The sequence below is a fragment of the Comamonas antarctica genome (assembly GCF_013363755.1).
GTDB classification, from domain to species: domain Bacteria; phylum Pseudomonadota; class Gammaproteobacteria; order Burkholderiales; family Burkholderiaceae_C; genus Comamonas; species Comamonas antarctica.
This window is the reverse complement of sequence record NZ_CP054840.1, coordinates 1,458,314-1,471,285: the sequence shown is the minus strand read 5'-3', so window position 1 is coordinate 1,471,285 and position 12,972 is coordinate 1,458,314. Positions and strand designations below refer to the sequence as shown.

General features: G+C 63.7%; 10 protein-coding genes and 7 tRNA genes. 5 read left to right on the top strand and 12 right to left on the bottom strand.

The window, feature by feature from the left end; all coding sequences use genetic code 11:
• Nucleotides 1-58: 58 nt before the first annotated feature.
• A complete protein-coding gene (locus HUK68_RS07055) occupies nucleotides 59-1,090 on the top strand; it encodes a porin (protein WP_175503550.1) in 1,032 nt (343 codons plus the stop codon).
• A gap of 81 nt (nucleotides 1,091-1,171) precedes the next feature.
• Here the strand turns inward: HUK68_RS07055 and HUK68_RS07050 are convergent.
• The 3 genes from HUK68_RS07050 to HUK68_RS07040 all read right to left on the bottom strand — a co-directional run bounded on the left by HUK68_RS07050 (nucleotide 1,172) and on the right by HUK68_RS07040 (nucleotide 2,745).
• Nucleotides 1,172-1,261, bottom strand: a tRNA-Ser gene (locus tag HUK68_RS07050).
• A gap of 62 nt (nucleotides 1,262-1,323) precedes the next feature.
• The gene (locus tag HUK68_RS07045; protein WP_175503549.1) at nucleotides 1,324-2,241 is read right to left on the bottom strand and encodes an SPFH domain-containing protein; all 918 of its coding nucleotides are present in this window, start codon (nucleotides 2,239-2,241) and stop codon (nucleotides 1,324-1,326) included.
• Nucleotides 2,242-2,319: 78 nt separating this feature from the next.
• The gene (locus HUK68_RS07040; RefSeq protein ID WP_175503548.1) at nucleotides 2,320-2,745 is read right to left on the bottom strand and encodes an NfeD family protein; all 426 of its coding nucleotides are present in this window, start codon (nucleotides 2,743-2,745) and stop codon (nucleotides 2,320-2,322) included.
• A gap of 142 nt (nucleotides 2,746-2,887) precedes the next feature.
• Here HUK68_RS07040 and HUK68_RS07035 point away from each other — a divergent pair, with 142 nt between their 5' ends.
• Nucleotides 2,888-5,449 (top strand): arginine/lysine/ornithine decarboxylase, encoded by a 2,562-nt coding sequence (locus tag HUK68_RS07035; protein WP_175503547.1) that lies wholly within the window; start codon nucleotides 2,888-2,890, stop codon nucleotides 5,447-5,449.
• A 260-nt stretch (nucleotides 5,450-5,709) separates the two neighbouring features.
• Nucleotides 5,710-6,018: a hypothetical protein gene (locus HUK68_RS07030; protein WP_175503546.1), complete on the top strand. Its 309-nt coding sequence runs from the start codon at nucleotides 5,710-5,712 to the stop codon at nucleotides 6,016-6,018.
• 15 nt (nucleotides 6,019-6,033) lie between these two features.
• Here HUK68_RS07030 and HUK68_RS07025 read toward each other — a convergent pair whose 3' ends face one another.
• The 3 genes from HUK68_RS07025 to HUK68_RS07015 form a co-directional block, all read right to left on the bottom strand.
• A complete protein-coding gene (locus HUK68_RS07025) occupies nucleotides 6,034-6,933 on the bottom strand; it encodes an MBL fold metallo-hydrolase (RefSeq protein WP_175503545.1) in 900 nt (299 codons plus the stop codon).
• Between the two features lie 486 nt (nucleotides 6,934-7,419).
• A tRNA-Leu gene (locus HUK68_RS07020) sits at nucleotides 7,420-7,511 on the bottom strand.
• A 130-nt stretch (nucleotides 7,512-7,641) separates the two neighbouring features.
• Nucleotides 7,642-7,717, bottom strand: a tRNA-Gly gene (locus tag HUK68_RS07015).
• Nucleotides 7,718-7,887: 170 nt separating this feature from the next.
• On the opposite strand from HUK68_RS07015, the gene HUK68_RS23405 reads away from it, so the two are divergent.
• Nucleotides 7,888-8,010 carry a hypothetical protein gene (locus HUK68_RS23405; protein ID WP_279614295.1) on the top strand — a complete coding sequence of 41 codons (123 nt, stop codon included), beginning with the start codon at nucleotides 7,888-7,890 and terminating at the stop codon, nucleotides 8,008-8,010.
• A 49-nt stretch (nucleotides 8,011-8,059) separates the two neighbouring features.
• Nucleotides 8,060-8,386: a plasmid stabilization protein gene (locus HUK68_RS07010; protein WP_175503544.1), complete on the top strand. Its 327-nt coding sequence runs from the start codon at nucleotides 8,060-8,062 to the stop codon at nucleotides 8,384-8,386.
• A 150-nt stretch (nucleotides 8,387-8,536) separates the two neighbouring features.
• On the opposite strand, the gene HUK68_RS07005 is transcribed toward HUK68_RS07010, so the two are convergent.
• From HUK68_RS07005 to clpX, 6 genes are all read right to left on the bottom strand, one after another.
• A tRNA-Cys gene (locus HUK68_RS07005) sits at nucleotides 8,537-8,610 on the bottom strand.
• A gap of 48 nt (nucleotides 8,611-8,658) precedes the next feature.
• Nucleotides 8,659-8,734 (bottom strand) — tRNA-Gly (locus tag HUK68_RS07000).
• A 64-nt stretch (nucleotides 8,735-8,798) separates the two neighbouring features.
• Nucleotides 8,799-8,874, bottom strand: a tRNA-Gly gene (locus HUK68_RS06995).
• 64 nt (nucleotides 8,875-8,938) lie between these two features.
• Nucleotides 8,939-9,014, bottom strand: a tRNA-Gly gene (locus tag HUK68_RS06990).
• A gap of 106 nt (nucleotides 9,015-9,120) precedes the next feature.
• The gene (gene lon / locus HUK68_RS06985) at nucleotides 9,121-11,538 is read right to left on the bottom strand and encodes an endopeptidase La (protein ID WP_175503543.1); all 2,418 of its coding nucleotides are present in this window, start codon (nucleotides 11,536-11,538) and stop codon (nucleotides 9,121-9,123) included.
• 155 nt (nucleotides 11,539-11,693) lie between these two features.
• Nucleotides 11,694-12,956: an ATP-dependent Clp protease ATP-binding subunit ClpX gene (gene clpX / locus HUK68_RS06980; protein ID WP_175503542.1), complete on the bottom strand. Its 1,263-nt coding sequence runs from the start codon at nucleotides 12,954-12,956 to the stop codon at nucleotides 11,694-11,696.
• Nucleotides 12,957-12,972 lie beyond the last annotated feature (16 nt).

The window sequence follows — 12,972 nt, the reverse complement described above, 5'->3', positions numbered from 1 at the left end:
CAAAGCCGCAGTGACGGCTGGGCGCAGCCATGCCCGATTTCAACGAGGAGACAAAGAAATGAGCCAAAAGATCCAGCACGGTATCGCCCTGGGCGCGCTGCTTGCCTGTTCCTGCACCGCGTTCGCGCAGTCCGGCGTCACCCTGTACGGCCGCGCCGACGCCGGTGTTTTCTACCAGTCGCGCTCCAACCCCGGCGCCAACCAGTGGACGGTATCTTCCGACACCAGCTACTTCGGCCTGCGCGGCCAGGAGGACCTGGGCGGCGGGCTCAGCGCCACGTTCAAGCTCGAAAGCCAGCTGGACCTGCCCAGCGGCAACTCCAGCGCGGCCTTTTTCAACCGCGAAGCCTATGTCGGCCTCTCCGACCGCCGCCTGGGCACGCTGCAGCTGGGCTCGATGTGGGGCCCGTCGGTGTGGATCTCGGGCAAGTCCGATGCGTTTGGCCGGGCCCAGTTGGGCGCGGTGCAGACCCTGCTGCAGGGCGCGAACAACCGCGGCAACACCTTCAAGTTCGACAACTCGCTGCAGTACATCAGCCCGAAGATCGGCAACGTATTTGGCCGCGCCTATGTCCAGGCCGCCGAAGGCGCGGACACGGGCCGCAACTATGCGCTGGCCCTGGACTACACCAGCGGCCCCGCGTTCCTGGGCCTGGCCTTCGACAGCGCGCAGATCCCCGGCGCGGCCGTGGGCCTGCCCGGCAGCGCGGTGCGCGCCAAGACGCTGGGCATCGGCGGCGCCTACAACTTCGGCGTGGCGCGCATCTACGGGTACTACCAGCGCAACAGCATTGCGGGCCTGGACGACGCCAACTCCCTCAACGCCAGCGCCGCCCTGCCCGTGGGCTCGGGCGAATTCCGGCTGGCATTGGGCCGCTGGTCGCGCCCCGGCGACGCCGACGCCAGGCGCCTGGCGCTGGGCTACGCCCACTTCCTGTCGAAGCGCACCCAGGTCTACGGATCGTTCGCGGTGCTGAAGAACGGCGGCCGCTCGACCACCATGCTGTTTCCCATTGGCCAGGACTCCGCGCCGGCGGTGGCGGGGCAGGATGTGAAGGCCGTGGGCGTCGGCATGCGGCATATGTTCTAGGCTGCGGCGCAGGCCGACCAACAAAAAAGCCACCCGGGGGTGGCTTTTTGCTTTCCAGATCAGCGGACCTGGAAACTGTTTTGGCGGAGAGGGCGGGATTCGAACCCGCGGTGGGGATTAGCCCACACACGCTTTCCAGGCGTGCGACTTAAACCGCTCATCCACCTCTCCGAAGACCGCAATTGTAGCAACAGTTTCGGGGTCCGAAAGCGAAGCGCGCGAAATTTGCGAAATTAGTTGCGCGCGCCGCCGACCTGCACCATCTTCATGGCCGAGGTGATCAGGCTCGACACCTCGGTCATGTTGCTGGGCACGATCAGCGTGGTCTGGGCATCGGCCGCGACCTTGCCGTAGGCTTCCACCGCGCTTTGCGCGACCTTGAGCTGTACCGCCTGTTCGCCGCCGGGCTGGCGGATGGCTTCGGCCACGCGCTCCAGCGCCATGGCAGTGGCTTCGGCCACGGTGGTGATGGCGGCGGCCTCGCCCTGGGCATTGTTGATGGCGGCCTGCTTCTCGCCTTCGGAACGCGCGATATAGGCTTCGCGTTCGCCGGTGGCGATATTGATCTGCTCCTGGCGGCGGCCTTCCGATGCGGCGATCAGCGCGCGCTTTTCGCGCTCGGCGGTGATCTGGGCCTGCATCGAGCGCAGGATCTCGGCCGGCGGCGTCAGGTCCTTGATCTCGTAGCGCAGCACCTTCACGCCCCAGTTCAGCGCGGCCTCGTCAATGGCCGACACCACCTGGGCGTTGATCATGTCGCGTTCCTCGAAGGTCTTGTCGAGTTCGAGCTTGCCGATCACGCTGCGCAGCGAGGTCTGCGCGAGCTGCGTCACGGCCATGATGTAGTTCGACGAACCATAGCTTGCGCGCATCGGATCGGTGACCTGGAAGTACAGGATGCCGTCGACCTGCAGCTGCGTGTTGTCGCGCGTGATGCAGACCTGGCTGGGCACGTCGAGGGGGATTTCCTTGAGGCTGTGCTTGTAGGCCACGCGATCGACGAACGGCACGAGGAAGTTCAGCCCCGGCGTGAGCGTGCCTGCGTACTTGCCCAGGCGCTCCTTGACCCAGGCGTTTTGCTGCGGCACGACCTTGATCGAGCGCGCGATGAAGATGGCCGCGATGACCAGCAGGACGATGGCAATTTCCATAATGTTTCCTTCCCGGAGGGATGAGTTGCAAGTGAGGGAAAAGGGTTCCGCGGCGAGCGCCTCGCGCCCGCCCCGGGTTCACAGCTTGTCGACCAGCAGCCGGTTGCCGATGATCTCGGCCACGCGGTGCGTGCCGGGCGTGGGCGCATTGCCCGGGCGCAGCACCACGGTCCACTGCGCGCCGCGGTAGCGTACCTGCGCCGTGCCGTCGGCGGCCCAGTTGTCGACCTGCACGGACTCGCCGATGTCCAGGTTCATGCTGCGGTCGCTTTCCGCGGGCTGGCGGCGTGCATTGCGCCGGCGCAGCAGATAGCAGCCAGCCACGGCGGCGGTGCCCAGCAGCGCCGCCGTGACCATCTGCACGCTCTCGCCTGCGCCCGCGTGCGCGGCCAGCGCTGCGGCCACGGCGCCGGTGGCCAGCATCAGCAGATAGAAGCTGCCGGTCAGCAACTCAGCCACCACCAAAACCCCTGCAATGAGCCACCACACGGTGAAACTTGCCATACATCCCTCTCAGTCTGTTCCAATGTTTGCAGTTCACCACATTCGCGCGGTGATAAGGTCCTGCTTTCACAGGCGCCATAAGGATATTCCTTACACTCGCGCCTGTTTCGATTTTTTGAGCCCGGTACAACGGAGGCTGCCGATGAAATTCCGCTTTCCTATCATCATCATAGATGAGGACTATCGTTCCGAGAATACCTCGGGTCTGGGTATTCGTGCCCTGGCACAGGCCATCGAGGCCGAGGGTTTCGAAGTGCTGGGCGTGACCAGCTACGGCGACCTGACGCAGTTCGCGCAGCAGCAGAGCCGGGCCAGCGCTTTCATCCTGTCGATCGACGACGAGGAATTCACTCTGGGCTCGGGTCTCGATCCCATCGTGCTGAGCCTGCGCAACTTCATCGAGGAAGTGCGCCGCAAGAATGCCGACGTGCCGATCTACGTGCATGGCGAGACCAAGACCAGCCGCCACCTGCCCAACGACATCCTGCGCGAGCTGCATGGCTTCATCCACATGTTCGAGGACACCCCCGAATTTGTCGCCAAGCACATCATCCGCGAAGCCAAGAACTACCTCGAAAGCGTGCAGCCGCCCTTCTTCAAGGCGCTGCTCGACTACGCCGAGGACGGCTCATACAGCTGGCACTGCCCCGGCCACTCGGGCGGCGTGGCCTTCCTGAAGAGCCCCGTGGGCCAGATGTACCACCAGTTCTACGGCGAGAACATGCTGCGCGCCGACGTCTGCAATGCGGTCGAGGAACTGGGCCAGCTGCTCGACCACAACGGCGCGATCGGCGAGAGCGAGCGCAATGCGGCGCGCATCTTCAATGCCGACCACTGCTTCTTCGTCACCAACGGCACCTCGACCTCGAACAAGATCGTCTGGCACCACACCGTGGCCTCGGGCGACGTGGTGGTGGTCGACCGCAACTGCCACAAGTCGGTGCTGCACTCGATCATCATGACGGGCGCCATTCCGGTGTTCCTCAAGCCCACGCGCAACCACTTCGGCATCATCGGCCCGATCCCGCAAAGCGAGTTCGCGCCCGAAACCATCCAGGCCAAGATCGAGGCCAACCCGCTGCTGCAGGGCGTCGATGCGAAGGCCGTGAAGCCGCGCGTGCTGACGCTCACGCAGTCGACCTATGACGGCGTGCTCTACAACACCGAGACCATCAAGAGCATGGTCGACGGCTATGTCGAGAACCTGCACTTCGACGAAGCCTGGCTGCCGCACGCCGCCTTCCACCCGTTCTACGGCAGCTACCACGCGATGGGCAAGAAGCGCGCGCGGCCGAAGAACTCGGTGGTGTACGCGACGCAGTCCATTCACAAGCTGCTGGCCGGCATCAGCCAGGCCTCGCATGTGCTGGTGCAGGATTCGCAGACGCAAAAGCTCGACCGCCACCTGTTCAACGAGGCGTATCTGATGCACACCTCGACCAGCCCGCAGTACAGCATCATTGCCAGCTGCGACGTGGCCGCGGCCATGATGGAGCCGCCCGCGGGCACTGCCCTGGTCGAGGAAAGCCTGGCCGAGGCGCTGGACTTCCGCCGCGCGATGCGCAAGGTCGAAGAGGAATTCGGCAAGGACGACTGGTGGTTCAGCGTCTGGGGCCCCGAAGACATCGTCGAGGAAGGCCTGGGCACCGCCGAAGACTGGATCTTCCGCGCCAAGGCCAAGGCCAAGGGCAAGCAGGCCTCGGCCAAGTGGCATGGCTTCGGTGATCTTGCCGACGGCTTCAACATGCTCGATCCGATCAAGTCGACCATCGTCACGCCGGGCCTCAACCTGGACGGCGAGTTCGACAAGACCGGCATTCCCGCCTCTATCGTCACCAAGTACCTGGCCGAGCACGGCGTGGTGGTCGAGAAGACCGGCCTGTACTCGTTCTTCATCATGTTCACCATCGGCATCACCAAGGGCCGCTGGAACACCATGCTCACGGCCTTGCAGCAGTTCAAGGACGACTACGAGAAGAACCAGCCGATGTACCGCATCCTGCCCGAGTTCTGCCAGCAGCACCGGCAGTACGAGCGCATGGGCCTGCGCGACCTGTGCCAGCATGTGCACCAGATGTATGCCAAGCACGACATCGCGCGCCTCACGACCGAGATGTACCTCTCGGACCTGACGCCGTCGATGAAGCCTTCGGACGCCTACGCGCACATCGCCAAGCGCCTGACCGAGCGCGTGGAGATCGACAACCTCGAAGGCCGCACCACGGTCGGCCTGGTCACGCCCTACCCGCCCGGCATCCCGCTGCTGATTCCCGGCGAAGTCTTCAACAAGAAGATCGTCGACTATCTGCTGTTTGCGCGCGACTTCGCCAAGGAATGCCCGGGCTTCGAGACCGACATCCATGGCCTGGTCGAGGAGCAGGACGAGGCTGGCGTGGTGCGCTACTACGCCGACTGCGTGGCCGAAGTGCCGAAGTCCGAAGCCGCGCCCAAGCCGGCCGCCAAGACCCGCGCCAAGGCGCCGGCGAAGACCGCTGCAAAGACGGCGGCAAAGACGGCTGGCAAAACGGCGGCGACGAAGGCCTCGGCCAAGCCCGCGGCCAAGAAGCCGACGCCTGCCGAAGTGGCCAACATGACCGAAACCCGCACCACCGCCAAGCGCGCGGCGCGCGCCACGGCCACGCCGGGCAAGGGCAAGAAGACGCTGGTGGAAGTCGGCTCCGACGTCTACAGCCGCAAGATCTGAGGCCACAGGCCGAAAGAGCTTGCACGGCCGCCACCGTTCGCCCTGACCGCGCCTGCGCGGTCCGGTCGAAGGGTGAACGCCCCTGGCGCCAGTCACTCAGCGGCCTCCGGGCCGCTGAGTGCTTTTGGGGCGCCCGCCTTTCGCCGCCTGTCGTCCCCATCAGGTCCGCCCCAGCCCGGCGCTGCGAAGCATTCCCACGCAAAATGCGGGTGTGCAGTGCCCTCCCCGGCGCTGCATGTTCTTTCCCCACGACCCGAAAAATGACCGCTCTGCCTCCCATCCTGCTGCACGCCCCCACGCTCGAAGCCCTGGCCCGCGCGCGCAACAGCCTCATGAACGCCCAGCAAGCCGATCCTGGCTGCCGCATCCGCATCATTGCCAACGCCCAGGCCGTCGCCGCCGCGCTGGACATTCCCCATGCCCAGGCCGACGCCCATACCGCGCTGTGCCCGAACACGCTGCAGCACCTGCAGCGCGTGCCGCATGCCCCGCTGCAGGTACTGCCCGGGCCCGCAGTGCTGGAAATCGCCGCGCTCCAGGCCGCGGGCTGGGTATATATCCGTTCGTGAGCTGCCGCCAGCGCCTCAAAGCCCCGGCGGCAAGCCGGCATCCTTGAGAAACGCGTTGATCGGCACCTGGATGTACGCACGGCCATCGTCCTCGGCGGGCGGCAGTTTGCCCGCGCGCACATTCACCTGCACGGCCGGCAGGATCAGCGTCGGCATGGCCAGGCCCGCATCGCGCTCGGTGCGCATCTGCACGAACTGCTCCTCGGTGATGCCGTCATGCACATGGATATTGCTGTCGCGCTGCCGCCGCACGCTGCTGGTCCAGGCCACGGCACGCTCCGGCGGCGGGTAGTCGTGGCACACAAAGAGGCGCGTGCCGGGCGGCAGCGCCAGCAGGCGGCGTATCGACTGGTACAGCGTCGCCGCATCGCCGCCGGGAAAATCCGCGCGCGCCGTGCCCACATCTGGCATGAACAGCGTGTCGCCGACAAACACCGCATCCTCGACCCGGTACGCCATGTCGGCCGGCGTGTGCCCCGGCACCCACAGCGCCGTGACCTCGAGTCCGCCAATGCGAAAGCGCTCGCCGTCCTCGAACAGGTGGTCGAACTGGCTGCCGTCCGGCAGGAACTCGCGCTCGAAATGGAAGATGCTGCGGAACATGCGCTGCACTTCGCGGATGCGCGCGCCGATGGCCACCTTGCCGCCCAGCGCGTGCCGCACATGCTGGGCCGCGGAGAGGTGATCGGCATGGGCATGCGTCTCCAGCACCCACTGCAGTTGCCAGCCGCGCGCGCGCACCAGCGCGATCACGCGGTCGGCTGACGCGCTGGTCAACGTGCCTGACTTCGGCTCGAAATCCAGCACCGGATCGATCACTGCGGCGTGGCCGGTGTGCGCGTCGGCCAAGACATGCGTCACCGTGCCGGTGACGGGGTCATGGAAAGATTCGATCTGCATGCGTTGTGCGCTCATTCGATGTTCCTGCAAGCTTTGCGGCGTGGTGCGGCGCCTGGCCCTCGCGCGCCAAAAGCGTGATTGTCTCAGCCTTGCGCGGCTGCCAGCCAACTGCAAAGCGCCGGCGCCGCGGCGGGGCTTGCGCCCATTCACCGCAGGTCGGGACCGGAAAGCCCTGCATCGGCCCACGGGCCAAAGCGGGCGGTACGGCGATCGCCGCATCCACGCTCCGTGCCCGGTCCGGCGCCGCGCGTGATGCCGCCGGAGTCGACAAGAAATACTTCCAGTTCGGGGACTTGCACGGCCGTGAAAAAAGCCGATGGCATCCAAATCGGGCCAGACCCCGCAAGCGATGAGCACGGTATGTCCGTCAAGCGGTCGGAAAGAAGCCCGAGCCGGCTGAATCATCGCGGCTCACCATGATGAACTGCGGAACAAGCGCAAACCCTCGGGCGTGCGCTATCTGCTTTCGTCAGCTTGCAAGGTGTTGATTCTGAACAGGTTTGGTGCCCCGAGCCGGGATCGAACCGGCACGCCCCTTAACGGAAAGCGGCGGATTTTAAGTCCGCAGTGTCTACCAATTTCACCATCGGGGCGCCATGCGGCGCGGCGTTGCGCCACACTGCAAGACATGATTCTAGCGCAACGCTTTTTTTGTCAGACCGGGGAAACGGTCGCGCAACGCGCAATGAAAAAAGGGAAGCTGTGCAGCTTCCCTTTCAAATCTGGAGCGGGAAAACGGGTTCGAACCGTCGACCTATACCTTGGCAAGGTATCGCTCTACCAACTGAGCTATTCCCGCATCTTCTGCCCACGTTGCCGTTTGCAGAACAAGAAAAAATTATAGCCGGAAATTTTGGCGATTCAGCTCTGCGCCAGCATTTTTCTTCACACTTCGTTGCCTCACTATGCCTGCTGTCCTACCCATGCGCTTGCAGGCGCTGGGTACAACCGCAGAAAGGAAACCGACCCATGACCCTGCAGCACAAGGACCCGCGCAAGGAAGAAGAGCCCTCGCCCGAGCCCATCGATCCGCCCACCGACATTCCGCCACTGGAGTTGCCAGCCAACCCAGCCCAGGAGCCCAACATCTGAACGCACGGCCCTGCGGGCAGGTGCGCCATCCCCGACCGAGGAGAGTTTCATGCCACGAGGTGAAAAATCGTCCTATACGGACAAGCAAAAACGCCAGGCCGAGCACATCGAAGCCGGCTACGAAGAGCGCGGCGTAAGCCACCAAGAAGCCGAAAAACGCGCCTGGGCCACGGTCAACAAGGAAACCGGCGGTGGCAAGAAATCCGGCTCGGGCCGCGGCCAGCCCGTGGACCACTCCGCTTCGCGCAAGGGCGGCAAGGCCGGCGGCGCAGCCTCCGCGTCACGCACAGCCGAACAGCGCTCGGCTTCGGCAAAGAAAGCCGCGGCAACACGCAAGCGCAATGCAGAGGCAAAGAAAGCGGGTGCCGCATCTTGATCTCGTCTGGACGGCAAAACAGCAGGACCACGCGTGGTTTGACCGCAAATGGCGTGCGGTTTGAAGCGTCTTGTGGCTGGATGTGAGCGTGCAAAAACAAAAAAGCCACCCGCGAGGGTGGCTTAAGTTGTTGATTTCCTTGCAGAAATCTGGAGGCGCGAACCAGAGTCGAACTGGTCTAACCGGATTTGCAATCCGGGGCATAACCGCTTTGCTATCGCGCCGAAACTCTCTCTTGCAAAAATGGGAAGCAAGCGCTTCCCATTCTAAACTGGAGCGGGAAAACGGGTTCGAACCGTCGACCTATACCTTGGCAAGGTATCGCTCTACCAACTGAGCTATTCCCGCACATCCTGAAGAAACTCTCATTTCTCCGGGATCTGCAGACCACCGAAGCGGCCCACTGAAAACCTGGAGCGGGAAAACGGGTTCGAACCGTCGACCTATACCTTGGCAAGGTATCGCTCTACCAACTGAGCTATTCCCGCAAACCCTCGACAAACTTACATTTCTCGAGATTTGCGCCAGCCGCCGAAGCCACTGGCTAAAACCTGGAGCGGGAAAACGGGTTCGAACCGTCGACCTATACCTTGGCAAGGTATCGCTCTACCAACTGAGCTATTCCCGCATTTCCTTGTGCAGCCTCACATTCTACAATGTTTCGTTGCTGCGATGGAATGAATTGTAGCGTACTTTTTTGCCCGCTTTCGCCGAGTACCGAACTTTTTCGAAATTCAGTGCTGCACCTGCGCGCTGCTCGATGTCGCCTTGGCGTTTGCCACCATGGCGGCAACTTCCTCATCCGTCAGCGGCTCGGGCATGCGCTCCAGCGCGTGCTTGAGCACCTGGTCCACCCAGCGCACCGGCACGATCTCCAGCCCGCTCTTGACGTTGGCCGGAATCTCCTGCAGGTCCTTGACGTTTTCCTCGGGGATCAGCACCGTCTTGATGCCGCCGCGCAGCGCCGCCAGCAGCTTTTCCTTCAGGCCGCCAATGGCCGTGACCTCGCCGCGCAGCGTGATCTCACCGGTCATCGCGACATCGGCGCGCACCGGGATCCCCGTCAGCGCCGACACGATGGCCGTGGCCATGGCCGCGCCCGCGCTCGGGCCATCCTTGGGCGTGGCGCCATCGGGCACGTGCACGTGGATGTCGCGCTTCTCGAAGGCTTCGTCCTTGATGCCCAGCCCGCGCGCGCGGCTGCGGATCACGGTGCGAGCGGCTTCGACCGACTCCTTCATCACGTCGCCCAGCGAGCCGGTGCGCGTGATCACACCCTTGCCGGGCATGGTCGCGGCCTCGATGGTCAGCAGGTCGCCGCCGACTTCGGTCCACGCCAGGCCAACGACCTGACCGACCTGGTTCTGCTGCTCGGCCCGGCCATAGGTGTACTTTTGCACGCCCAGGAACTCGGCGAGGTTTTCCGCCGTGACCACCACGGGTGCGGCCATCTTGCCCAGCTGGATGCCCTTGACCACCTTGCGGCAGATCTTCGACATTTCACGCTCGAGCGAGCGCACGCCGGCTTCGCGGGTGTAGTAGCGCACGACGTCGCGGATGGCCGACTCCTGCACTTCCAGCTCGCCTTCCTTGAGGCCGTTGTTGGTCAACTGCTTGGGCAGCAGGTAGCGCATGGCGATGTTGACCTTCTCGTCCTCGGTGTAACCCGACAGGCGGATCACTTCCATCCGGTCCAGCAGTGCCGGCGGGATGTTCATCGAGTTCGAGGTGGCAACGAACATCACGTCGCTCAGGTCGAAGTCCAGTTCCACATAGTGGTCGCCAAATGCATGGTTCTGCTCCGGATCGAGCACTTCGAGCAACGCGCTCGACGGGTCGCCACGGAAGTCCATGCCCAGCTTGTCGATTTCATCGAGCAGGAACAGCGGATTGCGCGTGCCGACCTTCTCCAGGCTCTGCAGCACCTTGCCCGGCATCGCGCCGATGTAGGTGCGGCGGTGGCCGCGGATCTCGGCTTCGTCGCGCATGCCGCCCAGGGCCATGCGCACGTACTTGCGGCCCGTGGCCTTGGCGATCGACTGGCCCAGCGAGGTCTTGCCCACGCCCGGAGGCCCGACCAGGCACAGGATGGGCGCCTTGACCTTGTCGACGCGCTGCTGCACGGCAAGGTATTCCATGATCCGGTCCTTGACCTTGTCGAGGCCGTAGTGGTCCTCGTTGAGAACCTCCTCGGCATTCGCCAGATCGTGCTTGATCTTGGTCTTCTTGCTCCACGGCAGGCCGGTCAGCACATCGATGTAGTTGCGCACCACCGTGGCTTCGGCCGACATGGGCGACATCAGCTTGAGCTTCTTGAGCTCGCCTTCGGCCTTCTTGCGCGCCTCGGCGGGCATCTTGGCCAGACGGATGCGCTTCTCGATTTCCTCGAGGTCGGCACCCTCCTCGCCTTCGCCCAGTTCCTTCTGGATGGCCTTGACCTGCTCGTTCAGGTAGAAGTCGCGCTGGCTCTTTTCCATCTGGCGCTTCACGCGGCCGCGGATCTTCTTGTCGACATTCAGGATGTCGACTTCGCGGTCGAGCTGCTCGAACAGGTTTTCGAGACGCGCCTTGATGTCGGCCAGATCGAGCACGGCCTGCTTGGCTTCGAGCTTGAGCGGCAGATGCGCGGCGATGGTGTCTGCCAGGCGGCCGGCATCGTCGATGCTGGAGATCGAGGTCAGGATCTCTGCAGGGATCTTCTTGTTCAGCTTGACGTACTGGTCGAACTGCTGCGTGACCGCGCGGCGCAAGGCCTCGATTTCGCTGGGCTTGTGCGCTTCTTCGTCGACCTCGACCGGCAGCACCGTCGAGAGGAAGTGCGTTTCATGGTCGACGATGGCCTCGACATGCGCGCGCTGCTGGCCTTCGACCAGCACCTTCACCGTGCCGTCGGGCAGCTTGAGCATCTGCAGGATCGTGCAGATGCAGCCCACCTCGAACATGTCCGATACGGCGGGTTCGTCCTTGGACGCTGTTTTCTGCGCCACCAGCATGATGCGGCGGTCGCCCTCCATCGCCAGTTCCAGCGCCTTGATGCTTTTGGCGCGGCCGACGAACAGCGGGATGACCATGTGCGGAAACACGACCACATCGCGCAACGGCAGCAGCGGCAGATCGAAAGAGGAGGAAGACAAGGGCTTGGGTCCTGACATGGAATTCCTTGGTAACTGTGCGGAATATGGTCCGCTTGCAGCGTATTTCAACCCGATGACCATGCCAACCTATAAGACATGGCCGCCGGGCTGGCGCCACCGTCCGGAACCCTCACGAGGCTTTCCGGTGGCGCCAACGCCAGGCGTGGCAAAGATCAGGCTTTCTTCGCGGCTTCGCGGTACACGAGCAGCGGCGCCTTGCCATCTTCGATGGTGGACTCATCGAGCACCACCTTTTCCACGTTGTCGGCATTCGGCAGCTCGAACATGGTGTCGATCAGCGCCTGCTCGAGCAGCGAGCGCAGGCCGCGCGCGCCGGTCTTGCGCGCCAGCGCCTTGCGCGCGATGGCGCGCAGCGCTGCGGGACGGATCTCGAGCTCCACGCCTTCCATGGCCAGCAGCTTGCTGTATTGCTTGACCAGCGCGTTCTTCGGCTCGGTCAGGATCTGCACCAGTGCATCCTCGCTCAGCTCGGCCAGCGCCGTGACCACGGGCATGCGGCCCACGAGTTCGGGAATGATGCCGAACTTGATCAGGTCTTCGGGCTCGATTTCCTGGAACATGTCCGAAACCGAGCGCTGCTTCTTGCTTTTGACGACGGCGCCAAAGCCGATGCCCGAGGCCTCGGTGCGGTTCTCGATGACCTTTTCCAGGCCTGCGAATGCGCCGCCGCAGATGAACAGGATGTTGGTGGTGTCGACCTGCAGGAAGTCCTGGTTCGGGTGCTTGCGACCACCTTGCGGCGGAATGCTGGCCATCGTGCCTTCGATCAGCTTGAGCAGCGCCTGCTGCACGCCTTCGCCGGACACGTCGCGCGTGATGCTGGGATTGTCGGACTTGCGCGAGATCTTGTCGATCTCGTCGATATAGACAATGCCGCGCTGCGCGCGCTCGACTTCGTAGTTGCAGCTTTGCAGCAGCTTCTGCACGATGTTCTCGACGTCCTCGCCGACATAGCCGGCTTCGGTCAGCGTCGTGGCATCGGCCATGACGAACGGCACGTCCAGCATGCGTGCCAGGGTCTGCGCCAGCAGCGTCTTGCCCGACCCGGTGGGGCCGATCAGCAGAATGTTGCTCTTGGCGAGTTCGACATCGTCCTTGCCCGCCTTTTCCTTGTGGCGCAGGCGCTTGTAGTGGTTGTAGACCGCCACCGACAGCGTGCGCTTGGCGACTTCCTGGCCAATCACATAGTTGTCCAGGTTGGCCTTGATCTCGGCAGGAGTGGGCAGATCGCCACGTGCATCGGCCTTGTCATCGGCGGGCTTCTCGTCCCGGATGATCTCGTTGCACAGATCAATACACTCGTCGCAGATAAAGACCGACGGACCGGCGATCAGCTTCTTCACTTCGTGCTGGCTTTTGCCGCAGAAAGTGCAGTAGAGGTTTTTTTCGCTGGAGGTGCCTTTTTTCTCGGCCATGGAAGCGGTGCCTTGT